The 13,128-nt window shown below is 28.7% G+C and carries 10 protein-coding genes, 1 rRNA gene and 1 riboswitch; of the genes, 1 reads left to right on the top strand and 10 read right to left on the bottom strand.

The window, feature by feature from the left end; genetic code table 11:
* Positions 1-358: 358 nt before the first annotated feature.
* Positions 359-1,408, top strand: a complete 1,050-nt coding sequence (locus KQI77_RS01220; RefSeq protein WP_216387520.1) for an IS30 family transposase — start codon at positions 359-361, stop codon at positions 1,406-1,408.
* Between the two features lie 261 nt (positions 1,409-1,669).
* Here the strand turns inward: KQI77_RS01220 and serC are convergent, their stop codons facing one another.
* The 10 genes from serC to rrf all read right to left on the bottom strand — a co-directional run bounded on the left by serC (position 1,670) and on the right by rrf (position 13,127).
* Positions 1,670-2,752 (bottom strand): 3-phosphoserine/phosphohydroxythreonine transaminase, encoded by a 1,083-nt coding sequence (gene serC / locus KQI77_RS01215; RefSeq protein WP_216387519.1) that lies wholly within the window; start codon positions 2,750-2,752, stop codon positions 1,670-1,672.
* 110 nt (positions 2,753-2,862) lie between these two features.
* Positions 2,863-3,954, bottom strand: a complete 1,092-nt coding sequence (asd, locus tag KQI77_RS01210) for an aspartate-semialdehyde dehydrogenase (RefSeq protein WP_216387518.1) — start codon at positions 3,952-3,954, stop codon at positions 2,863-2,865.
* A gap of 88 nt (positions 3,955-4,042) precedes the next feature.
* Positions 4,043-4,216, bottom strand: a riboswitch (Lysine riboswitch).
* 47 nt (positions 4,217-4,263) lie between these two features.
* Positions 4,264-5,436: a Coenzyme F420 hydrogenase/dehydrogenase, beta subunit C-terminal domain gene (locus KQI77_RS01205; protein WP_216387517.1), complete on the bottom strand. Its 1,173-nt coding sequence runs from the start codon at positions 5,434-5,436 to the stop codon at positions 4,264-4,266.
* A gap of 25 nt (positions 5,437-5,461) precedes the next feature.
* Positions 5,462-6,829, bottom strand: coding sequence for an oligosaccharide flippase family protein (locus KQI77_RS01200; protein ID WP_216387516.1), 1,368 nt, complete (start codon positions 6,827-6,829; stop codon positions 5,462-5,464).
* Between the two features lie 22 nt (positions 6,830-6,851).
* Entirely contained in the window at positions 6,852-7,946 is a 1,095-nt protein-coding gene (locus KQI77_RS01195) for a polysaccharide pyruvyl transferase family protein (protein WP_216387515.1), read from the bottom strand.
* Between the two features lie 30 nt (positions 7,947-7,976).
* The gene (locus tag KQI77_RS01190; protein ID WP_216387514.1) at positions 7,977-9,092 is read right to left on the bottom strand and encodes a polysaccharide pyruvyl transferase family protein; all 1,116 of its coding nucleotides are present in this window, start codon (positions 9,090-9,092) and stop codon (positions 7,977-7,979) included.
* Positions 9,061-10,329 (bottom strand): O-antigen ligase, encoded by a 1,269-nt coding sequence (locus tag KQI77_RS01185; RefSeq protein ID WP_216387513.1) that lies wholly within the window; start codon positions 10,327-10,329, stop codon positions 9,061-9,063. The genes KQI77_RS01190 and KQI77_RS01185 overlap by 32 nt, the downstream gene beginning before the upstream one ends.
* Before the next feature lie 108 nt (positions 10,330-10,437).
* Positions 10,438-11,589, bottom strand: coding sequence for a glycosyltransferase family 1 protein (locus tag KQI77_RS01180; RefSeq protein ID WP_216387512.1), 1,152 nt, complete (start codon positions 11,587-11,589; stop codon positions 10,438-10,440).
* Positions 11,590-11,675: 86 nt separating this feature from the next.
* A complete protein-coding gene (locus KQI77_RS01175; protein ID WP_216387511.1) occupies positions 11,676-12,758 on the bottom strand; it encodes a polysaccharide pyruvyl transferase family protein in 1,083 nt (360 codons plus the stop codon).
* Positions 12,759-13,010: 252 nt separating this feature from the next.
* Positions 13,011-13,127, bottom strand: a 5S ribosomal RNA gene (gene rrf / locus KQI77_RS01170).
* Position 13,128: the final 1 nt, after the last annotated feature.

Below are 13,128 nucleotides of genomic sequence, written 5' to 3'. Positions count from 1 at the left end.
ATCAACAGCTTCTTCCCATTCTTTATTGTTTAATTTCTTATACATAAAAATCCTCCATAAAATTAATGTTTACTTAATTTTACTAGGAGGATTATATTTTTTGTAGACGTGAAATCTTTTACGCTTACATAGATACAGCTACTGCATCCATACTTAATCCTAATCCAATAAATATAATCTCAAATAAGTTCATAAAAATTCCTGTTTCCTTCCTAGTTTATTATTAAACAATATAATTATAAATTATAAATTATAAATTGACTAATTGTATAATGAAATTGAACTAAAAAAATCCATAGTGGATTATCTGTGTTATGATTTAATTACCACAAAAAATAAAACACGGAGGATAACCACTATGAATCAAGAAAATAATAACACAGAATCACGTAAAAATAAACACTTAAATGATAAGGAACGTTATACTATTGAATTGCGCCTTAAAGATGGAGTTTCAGCATATAAAATAGCTAAAGAGCTTAATCGTCCAATCAACACAACTCTAAATGAAATAAGACGTGGTACAACTACTCAAATTAAGCAAGGAAAGCCTGTTGAAATGTATCTTGCTGACACAGGTTCTTATATTTACAAAAGAAACAGAAAGAATTCTTGCCGCTCTTTTAAACGCCTTGAATGTAGTGAGTTTATCAACTATGTAGTAAATAAAATAAAGAAAGATAAATGGTCTCCAGATGCTTGTGTAGGATACGCCCTTGTAAGCGGCAAGTTTGAGCGTTCTAAGATGGTTTGTACCAAAACCTTATATAATTACATTGATCTTGGTTTACTAGACATTTTCAATTCAGATTTGCCAATGAAACTACGCAGAAATACTAAATCATATAGGGTAAAGAAGCACAAAAAGAATCTAGGTAAAAGCATCGCAGAACGACCAACATGTATTATCGAACGTGAAGAATTTGGACATTGGGAAATAGATACTGTTGTTGGGCAAAAATCCAACAGTGACTGTGTGTTATTAACTATTCTTGAGAGAAAAACAAGGAATGCCATTATTCAAAGGATTGAAGCTAAGACAGCAGAAGCTGTTACTAAAGCACTTACAAGGATTCGTGATATATATGGTAAACAATTTAGCAAAGTTTTTAAGAGCATAACAGGTGATAATGGTTCTGAATTTGCTGAATTATCAAAGTTAGAAGATATAACCGACACAAAAATATACTTTACTCATCCATATTCTTCTTTTGAAAAAGGCACTAATGAACGCCACAATGGACTAATACGCCGTTTTATTCCAAAAGGTAAAAGAATATCTAATTATAATCAAACCGACATAGCTTTCATAGAAGAATGGATGAATACTCTTCCAAGGAAGATATTAAACTATCGTACCCCAGAAGAGTTATTTGAAATGCATTTAGATGAAATCTATATACTATAGTAAAATCAAGTATTTAGGTCATATATAGAAATTAGTTCAATTTGTTATTGCAATTTATATAAATTATAAATTGTATAATTCAATTATTTTTTAACTTCTTTTATACAGAAAAAGACTCATTGATAGCATAAAAACTATCAATGAGTCTTGTTAATTAAGACAAGCCAGGTGAGAAATCACCACTATGTTGACTTGTCGCACATATTAATAATATGTGCCAACTACTCCCTCGTTGAGTACTTGTAAATATATTAAATTTGATTATTTATTTTCAGCTTCAAATTTCTTCATAAATTCAACTAATTTTTCAACACCTTCAATTGGCATAGCATTGTATATACTAGCTCTCATACCACCAACTGTTCTGTGTCCTTTAATGTTAACAAATCCAGCTGCTGTAGCTTCTTTTATGAATTTAGCGTCTAAGTCTTTATCTCCAGTAACAAATGGAACATTCATCAATGAACGATCTTCTTTTACTACTGTTCCTTTGAACATTTCTGATGAATCTAAGAAATCATATAAAATTTTAGCTTTCTTTTCATTCTTAACCTTCATAGCTTCAAGACCACCTTGTGCCTTAACCCATTTAAATACTTTTCCACATATATATATTCCATATGCAGGTGGTGTATTATATAAAGAGTTAGCATCTGCTTGAGTCTTATATTTTAACATTGTTGGAGTTCCTTCTAATACATCATCAGTTATTAGATCTTCACGGATGATAACAATAACAACTCCTGCTGGTCCTATATTCTTTTGAACACCAAAATATATTAAACCATACTTAGTAACGTCTACTGGTTGAGATAAGATGTCAGATGACATATCTGCAACTAATATTTTACCCTTTGTATTTGGTTCAGTTTTGTATGATGTTCCATATATAGTATTGTTATGACATATATATACATAATCTGCATCTTCTGATATAGGTAAATCAGAACAATCTGGAATATAAGAATAAGTCTTATCTTCTGATGAAGCTATTATGTTTGCTTTTCCATATCTCTTAGCTTCTTGATAAGCTTTCTTAGCCCATTGTCCAGTAATAATATAATCAGCTACCTTATTCTTCATTAAGTTCATAGGAATAGCTGCAAATTGTTGTGATGCCCCACCTTGTAAAAATAGAACTTTGTAGTTATCTGGAATGTTCATTAATTCACGAAGATCTGCTTCTGCTGTTTCTATTATATCAGCAAATGCTTGAGATCTATGACTCATCTCCATTACTGACATTCCTGTTCCATTATAATCTAGCATTTCTGCTGCAGCTTCTTTTAATACCTCTTCTGGTAAAACTGCAGGACCTGCTGAAAAGTTATACACTCTACCCAATTTAATTGCCCCCTTAATTTTTATATACATTTTGTAAATTTAAAATTAGGAGTAAATTTACTCCTAATTCTAAATATATCACATTCTCTATTTATTGTAAAATACTAATTCTATTTATCTCCTGATAAATATCCTTCTCTGTATAATAATTCTGCCATTAATACAGCTCCACCAGCTGCTCCTCTTAATGTATTGTGAGATAATCCAACAAACTTGTATTGGAAGATGTTATCTTCTCTTAATCTACCAACAGTTACTCCCATTCCACCTTCAACATCTCTGTCTATATGAGTTTGTGGTCTATTATCTTCTTCAAAATAAGTTATAAATTGCTTTGGTGCATGTGGCAATCCTAATTCTTGAGGTTTTCCTGAGAATTCTTTCCAAGCCTTTAAGATTTGTTCTTTAGTTGGTTTTTTCTTAAAGTTTATAGCTACAGTTGCCATATGTCCATCAGTTACTGCAACTCTCATACATTGAGCTGAAATCTTTATTCCTTCTACAAGCTTAATTTCATCACCTTCAACATGTCCCCAAACTTTTAATGGTTCAACTTCACTCTTTTGCTCTTCTCCACCTATGTATGGAATAACATTATCTTGCATTTCTGGCCATTCTTTAAATGTCTTTCCAGCTCCTGAAATTGCTTGCATTGTTGTAACTAAAATTTCTGTTGGTTCAAATTCAAGTAATGCAGTTATTGGTGGTACATAACTTTGAATAGAACAGTTTGGTTTAGCAGCTATAAAACCTTTTTTAGTTCCTAATCTCTTTCTTTGAGATTTAATAACTTCTAAATGTGCATCATTTATTTCTGGTATTATAACTGGAACATCCTTAGTCATTCTATGTGCTGAATTATTTGATACTACTGGTATTTCAGCTTTTGCATATTTTTCTTCTATTTCTTGAATTTCTTTCTTGTCCATATTTACTGCACAGAAAACAAAATCTACATCATCTTTAATTTCATCAATATTATGAAGATCTCTAATTGTCATCTTCTTAACGTATTCTGGCATTGGAGTTGTAAGTTTCCATCTATCTCCTACAACATCTTCATATACCTTTCCTGCACTTCTTGAACTAGCACCTAATACTGTAACATCGAAATATGGGTGTCCTTCTAATAAAGTTACTAGTCTTTGTCCAACAAATCCTGTAGCCCCAAGGACTCCTACTCTTAACTTCTTATTATCCACTAAAAATTCCTCCTATTTTATTGCTTATTTATTATTAAAGCCTCGGAATAATCCAAGGCTCATTTATAATCTGCATTGATTAAAAACAACTCTGGATAGCTCTCCACAATATAATTGTGACAGTCATACACATATTATATGCATAACCAGGATATAAACTTAAAGCATCATATCATATCCTTCGGCAAATCATCCTTTCTCATTACTTCTTCGTGCTTAACTCCATAATGATACTAATAATCTCTGCACCTCTATCATTTATATGCTTATCTTATAATACAACTTACTACAGTAAAAATCAAGTATATTTTAACATTTATACATTACTTGTTTCTTTATTCGCTTTACTATACTTTTTATCCTTATTAAAATTTGATCTTTTACATTATCTCTTCCGTATTTTTTTGCCAAATACAAATATCCATTATTTTTATAATCTTCCCATGCCTTATCATAGTCAATAGGTTTTTTAGAATTTTTCCTCAAATTTTTATGCGGACATTTGTCAAAAGAACTTTTTACCATTGTCAAATTCATATTAATTTTATTAATTGTATCGATTCCTTTATCTGTATTTACTATTATTACAGAAGTTCCATTCTTATCTGCAAAACCTGGAACTGCTTTTTGAATTCCCCAAAAATCTCCTATAGTTATATCTGATGGTCTCTCCATGTTTGTAAACTTACATTTAAAACAAGATGGTCTAGATATCTTATCACTTCCAAATAACGCTCCAAATGGATCATAAGCAATATCACCTTTACTATATTTTTTTCCATCTTCAAAATCTACTTTTACAGCTTGTGATATTACACGTTGTCCTTTTCCCCTAAAGCTATATCTTTTTACCTTAGAATCATATCTATTTTCTAACTCTTTTATATATTCTTTAAATACTTTAGGGCTAGGAACAGAATGACATATTATATCACATTTTATTAAATTATCATAATGCTTATTCAAAAATGTTTGTAATGAAGCTATCTGACATGGTGTTCCAGTAAATAGAACTAATCTTCCTTCCTCTAAATCTTTTCTAGCATCTCTATAAGAACTCCCAATAGAACTTTGAACATATTTAGCACCTAACTGTTTATCTCTATCTTCTCTTGTAATAGCTCTAATATGCTTAACATTAAATTCATCATCAAATACTGCACCATATACTACTCCACCATTTTCTAACACATATTCTGATAAAGCATAAAATATCCCACCTGATGAGCTTTTTTTTCTTGCATTATCATCATTATATCTAGCTGCATATACAATTGACTCATTTAACAATTCACTTTTATCATAGTCATTAATAAATCCACAGGCTTTTTTACATAATCCACAATCAACGCATTTTTTTTCATCAATTTGTGGATAAATAAATCCTTTTTCATCTTTTTCCATATTTATTGCCTTCTTAGGACATATGTTCATACATGCAGAGCAACCACAACAATCTTCCTTATTAATAAAAAGTTTCATATTTCCCTCCATATAGTTAACAATATCACATAGTACTTACTATGCCTATTAACTTTAAAACAAATCTGCATACTTCTGCCAAAGCAACCATAACTACAAAAACAGTTGTTACTTTTCTCACATAATGCCATGCACTTATCCCCATACAACTAAACATATAAGCAAAATATATTACATTAGATATTATAAATCCAATAGTTAATATATATAATGCTGCATATATATCATTAAATAGAACTTTTCCAAGAATAAACGATATACAGTATATTGCAAGTTGTGCAACATTTATGTATAGTGTTATTTTTTGCTTATTAATAACTATAGGTAGTCCATATGACATTTGATACAAGAATAAAAACATATTTTCAAGAGCTAGTATCCTTATCATAACTCCTGCAATTTCCCATGACTTTCCTAAAAATATTGTTACAATAACATCTCCACATATAAGTAAGCAGAACATAGGAATTGCTGAATATTTAAGCAATTTATTTATATTTCTATATGCATAATTTTTTAATTTTTCCTTATTATCTTTTAATTCAGCCAATGTCTGGAAGAATACTCTACCTATTGCACTTGCTAGGAATGTTATAGGTAATTTTAATATCTTTACAGTCATAGTATAATATCCAACCATATCAACTCCAAATAACCCTTTTATAAGATAAGTAGGAATCTGATTCTTAACTGTTGCAACAGCTAATGCTGGAAATTGATACTTTACAAATTCATCATTATCTTTGATAACACCTTTTAAAAACTTAAATGAAAAATTAACTTTAAATCTTGGCATAAATCTTCTCATATGGATTAATGCAACAACTTGTCCTATTATCCATGCAACATGATACCCATATTGTTTAAATCCTAATAAACCAAATATTACAGACAATATTCCAAACAACCCATTAGTAAGCATTGGATTCCACATAAGTATTTTATATTCTTTATTTTTATTAAGATAGTTATAACATAGTTGTACTTGTTGAAGAGTAAATACTGCTACAAATAAAAATATAGCTGCAAATATAGGATTAGTGTTAACTCTTATAACCTTCATACTACTATGAGCAATCATATAAAATAAACCTGTAAGTATGCCAAATGCCACTCCAAGTGATCCTACAGCAGTTATTACATCTTCAGATTCTTTATCTGTATCTTTTACTACAACAGCATTTAATAACCCTAAACTAGATATTGCATTTGCCATTGTTGCAGTTGCTTGAAGTACTCCCCAATCCCCTATTACTTTAGCACCAAACATTCTAGTAGCAAAAGGTATTGTGACTACTGATATTAACTGTCCTATTAAGGTTCCTCCTGAAAGCCTCATTACATTCATTTTATTTTGTGATATTTTTAATTTTTTCATTATTTTTTCAAGCATACTATCATTCCTTAGCACTTAATTATTCATTAATAATTGTTTTTAAATATTTAAATGACTTCTCTCTTTCTATATCCATCCTCTTATTTACTTCATCATAATTAATATTATCATTTATTTTATCATTTTTCCCCTCTTCTATTAACCTATCCATAAGTCCTGCTGTTTCTAATAATCCTATTAATCTTGAATTTCTCTTTGCTGGTGGTGGTTGTAATTCAGCGAAAAAGTTTCTATTCATGTTAATTGAAAATGCAATTCCATGAAATGAATTAGTGACAACATATTCAGCATGTGCAAACAAGCCTATAAATTCGTCTGGCGAAGGTGCATCATAATATTTTGCTTTTATTTTAGTCTTTAAATAGTTCCCGATAACAACTATTTTACATCCTGTTTTATCTGAAAGCTCTTGAACAAAATTAAATAATGTCTTTGTATTAACTAAAGAATATACTAAAATATATTTTTCTTCTATCTTAGGTTTTTTTTCTATCTTAAGCCAATCTTCTCTTTTTAATAATAATGATGGATCTATACTTAATTCAGAATCTCTACCTGTTAATTCCCTATATATTTTTTGTCCTTGTTCTTCTCTAATAGATACATGATTAAAGTCTTTCAATAATTCTCTATAAGTATCCTTAAGTTCATCTGGAATTTCTGAAACTCCAAAGCTTGCAGCATAAGAATTTTTCTTTTTATTATCTTTAACAAAATCAAGATAATATGCTTTATCAAACCCTCTAAGCTCATAATTCCATACTTGATCACTTCCAGTTATAAATACATCATAATCATCATTTACTTTGTCTAAATCTTCCTTAGACACACAATACCTTTTTCCAAGCTTATAATATTCATTATTAAATTTCTCTATTTTCTTTAATCTCTTCTTTTTAACAGGGAATCTTAATAATTCCATTACTAAAGACTTTATTGACTTAATTCTCTTTACGTCAAAAGGCTTCATCTGGTTATGTGCTTCTTCACAAAAATAATTAACTAAACTTGCATCTGTTCCAAGCTTTGTTAATGTTTCTTGCAACCCATACGCTTGTAATATAGCCCCATAATTTGTAGAACTATGAAATGTAACTATTCCTACTTGTTTCATTTTATCTTCCTCACATCCCTATTTATTGAATTATAGCTTATCAATCAGCCATTTTATTGATTTTTCCCTTACTGCTAATAATTTATCATATATTTCATTATAGTTTGTTATCTTTATTCCTTCTCTAGTTATTTTTTTACCTTCTTCAAATAATCTATCATTTGCTTGTAAAAGATTTAATATATTATATATTCTTGAATTCTGAGATGAGATAGAGTCATCTGAAAATCTCTTAAATACATAGAAATCTCTCTTAAAATTAATAGAAAATATTGATCCATGAAATGAATCTGTACATACTAATGCAGCATTCTTTATTAATCCTAAAAATTCTTGTGGCCCTGCAGCAGGATATTTGTCATACATTGTATTGTATGAATCAGCAGTTACTGGTATACTTATTACCTTATAACCTGTCTCTTCTTCCAACTTTTCTACAGTTTTGTAATAGAAGTCATTATCTGATAAAAAATAGCACAATATATATGGTTCTTCTATATTGGGGCTTATTGCAACTTTCTCCCATTGTTCTTCTGATAATAGTAATGTTGGGTCTAGTACAACCTCTACATTCTTATTTGTTAGCTCTTTTACTATATCAGCTCCTTGCTTTTCTCTTACAGAAATATAATCAAACCTCTCTAGAAGTGCTTTTATCTTATTTTTCTTTTTATTTGTTATTGAACTAACACCAAAGCTTGGAGCATACGCTATTTTTTTTCTATTTTCATCAACATAACTCAAATAAAAAATTTCATTAAAAAAGTTAGGTGACCATATTTGATCACTTCCACATATAAATACATCATAAATATCATTTAACTCTTTAAGATCTTCTGGATTAGAATATAACTTAGTTAATGAACACTCATTATTTAAAAAGTCCATAAATCGTTTATTCCTTAACTTATAATCTATTGATGAATTAGACTTACTCTTAAATATTACAGACTTAGCTTTTTGTATAAATAAAGAATATGAATTTTTACTCTTAAAAAAATTTTTAATTTTTGACTTTGTACTAGCTCTATAATTTATAAGATTAGTTTCGTATCCCTTATCATTCAACATTTTCTGTAATGCATATGCTTGAAGTACTGTTCCATAATTTCCATTATATATCCAAGTCATAGTTGCTATTTTCATATACAATCTCCTCTTGCTTTTTATTTTTTTCCTCGACGTCTTGTGAAATCTTATTTATATTCAAACAACAATTATAATATAAACACATCCACAATGGTGTAAATGTCAAATCCGGAATTGATAAACATTGTGCTACAAACATAACTAAAAAGAACATAATGCCAAAATTACAATAAGAATTCTTTGTCCTAAGCTTATATATTGGTTTAAACAAATAATACATACTCATTAAAAATAAAATAGTTCCTGGTATTCCTATAACACTTAATAAATTAATAATTAGACTACTACTCTTATGACTTCCAAGTCCAACACCAAGTCCAAAAGTTTTTAATATAAGTTCTAGTGAATATGTATTAGCCGACATTCTTATATTTCCAGAGGTTGACGTTAATTTTCCTGTTATCATTTCAACAAATTGGTCTAACATTCCTATAGCATTAAGAATTATTAATAATATCAAACACCCTATAATAAGAGGAATTACACGTTTCTTATTATCACTTAATAATATATATATAGCTGCTCCAGCTAACATAGACATAACACCGGTACCTGAAAAATTACATACAAGTGCAATCAGTAATATAATCGCCATTATGTTAGCTTTTTTACTTTTCAAACTTATACATGCCCAAAATGATGCTGATAGAAATGCTCCACATACTGATGCTTCTGTAAATGTTGAATTCATTCTCTTTATTCCAAATGAAGTATTTTGATTATAGGCTTGGCTATATCCTATATTATTATATATAAGTTCACTTGGAAACTTAATAGGACATAAACCAATTTTGGACAAATACTCCCAAAAGCCTATAAACAATACAATTCCAATAGCAATAATAAAACTATCTAACATAAATTTTGCATCAAATTTATCTTTGTTTTTATAAAATACAATTAATGTTATTGAATTAGCTAAAAGAGTAATTATTTGTATAGTATTTCTACTAGTATAAGTAAGTGGAATCATATCTTGTAAATTCTTCATTCCACTTGTTCTAACTAATGTTCCTTTAAATAAAATTGGTAAAAATATTGCTCCTAATATTGCTACAACTGCAAATACACACCACAGTTTAATCCAATTACCATATTTTTCTCCTCGCTTAAATCTAGTACTAAAAGCTGATCTAAATATAAATACAGCATCGGCAATAATCATTGCATATATACCTTTATCTCCTATATTTATAACAGAAGATGCTTGAAATATTCCTGTTATTATTAACATTCTCCCCAAATATTTTATTGGAATAAAAAAACTGCATCCTAATATGAGAATCCATACAATTCCAAAAACAGTAATATGCATTAATTATCATTCCCTTCTGTAAATTTTTTATTTGTTCAACTTATTATCTTCTGATATATATATATCTTGAACTAATTTTGCCACATTTTTTATATCATAACCATTACTTATTATCTCATCTGACATATCTTTTCTTTCATATCCATTACTTAATTCTAATATTCTATTTACCCAAACAGATTTATCATCTAACGGATAATGTTCAAAATAATTTGTTATATTTGCCTCCTTAGGAATATAATCAGATGCAATTACCTTAAGTGCTGCTGCTTGAGCTTCAATTGCTACTAAGCCTAGTCCTTCATATAATGATGGAAATAAAAAAACATCCATAGCATGCATATATTTTTCCACTTCATTTTGTATTCCTAGAAAATAAACCACATCACCTAATCCTAACTTGTTTACTTTGTCTTTTATCTTATCCATCAAGACTCCCATTCCAACTAAGAGTAAAACACTATTGGGTTTCTTTTTATGAACCTCATTAAAAACATCTATTATAAATTCATGGTTTTTTTGTTCAGTAAATCTTCCTACATTACCTATAACAAACTTGTCGTCAATTTGTAACTTTTTCCTAATTTCTTTTCTTGAATCAAGGTTATATACAAACTTTCTAGAATCTATTCCGTTCTTAACCAATACATATTTTTTTTCTTCAACTATTTTTTTATTGAAAAGCCACTTTGCTGCATTTTCTGAACAAGCAAAATAATTTGTAGCACAATTTCCAAATAATTTTTTACACATATTATGATATAAAAGCTTTAATGCTTTTCCCTTAGAATTGTCCATACCTGAATTATGTGAGTGAACAATTCTTACTGGAACTTTTGCTAGTTTAGCTAAAAGAATCAAAATGTATACACTTCCATTATAAGAATTAAAATGAATAATATCATATTTATTTTTCTTTAAATCCTTATAAAATGCTATATAATTTTTTAATACTCTTATCATTGGTGATTTTATTTTATTATCCAAAAAAGCCCTTTTGCTTCCTCCTAATGCCTTAATTTCATCATCATATTTATCACCTTTATCTTGAGCCATTAATATATCAAAACGTACTTTATCGTTGTCAATATTTCTAAATATGTTCATTATTAATGCCTCTATACCACCATTCCCCCATCTCTCACACACTTGAGTAATTCTTATACATTTATCTACCATAGCTCATTCCTCCTATAACAAATAAATTTTAGCTTTAAATTTAAATAGCTTTATCTAAATACTATAGATAAAGCTACTTTCTTTTTTTATTGTAAAGCTTCTATTAGATAATCATTTGCAACTTTTCTGAGTTCATTTAAAGACTTTTCTACAACTTCAAATTTAGTATCAGATGAAAAAACTCTATCTAACTCTTCTAAAGATACATCCTTTATTCTTCTTTGTTCTGTTGATGTTCTTTTCAATAAATCAGTTAACTTATTTACATTAAGATTTCTAACTAAAACTGCCATTGGAGTATGCGTAATTATAGATACTATAGCTCCATGAAATGTATCTGTAATAACAGCTTCAGCCCCTCTAAAATATTCAATCCATTCAATACAATTACAAGGAATATTAACATCACACCATTTATGATATGTACCTGCTGATACTGTAATCAAGCCATGCTTTTTAGCGTATGCACGTATTGCTTCAACTTCAGACTCTGAAGACATATTTCTCTCATAAGCATATATAAGTATATATCTTTTATTAGGTAACTTTACTTTTGCATGAACACTTGAAAAATCATATAATAATACAGGATCACATACTATAGTTGCTTCTCTTCCTGTTAATTCCATTATAATATTTTTTGTATGTTCATCTCTTGCTGATAATTGAGTAAAATTTTGTATTCCTGAAGCTATTAAATTTTTACAATGATAGCTTTCCATAAGTTCTATAGAAGTTTGTCCAAAAGACGGTGCATAAGAAAATACTTTGTTTGTATTAACACAATGACCATACATCATCATATTAACTCCCATAGGTATACTAAACACCTCATCACTTCCAACTACAGCACATTCAATATTTGCTGTAGAATAATATTCTATATTAAAATATTCATTTCGATATTTTTTATTCTTTAAATATTTTCTAGTATTAAAATACATAGATCCAATTCCTTTATCTATTAAATATGTTTTTAATAAATATGGAATTGATTTAATTGTTATTTGATTTCTTACCTTCTCAATCTGCTCAAAATCATAATTTTTTGTATATGAAAGAACTTTAGGTTCATGTCCCATATTTTTTATTTGATTATATAGAGCATACATCTGAAGTTGTGCTCCTTGGTTATTTACATCATAATGCGTTAAAATTCCAACTCTCATTAACTTTTATGCCTTCCTATTTATATATTTATTATATACAATTGTAAATGCTTACAAAGATTATATTACCATAAATATTATTTTTCATCAATAATTTATTACCTTAATGTAATAATATATGAAACTTTGTTAATTTATATTAAATACCATAAAATTATCTACAGAACAAGAGCTTAAAATTATTGTAATAAAATCATCAATTAAATTTTCTAAACGCAAAAAAAGAGTAACCTTAGTTACTCTTTTTATCAAACCTAGCAACGTCCTACTCTCCCACACAGTCTCCCATGCAGTACCATCGGCGCTATAGAGCTTAACTGTCCTGTTCGGAATGGGAAGGAGTGTTTCCTCTATGCCATCATCACTAGAT

This window comes from Clostridium sp. MSJ-8 (genome assembly GCF_018918325.1).
Taxonomy (GTDB): Bacteria; Bacillota; Clostridia; order Clostridiales; family Clostridiaceae; genus Clostridium.
Note: the sequence above shows the minus strand (reverse complement) of the source record. Positions and strands in the feature narration are given on the sequence as shown.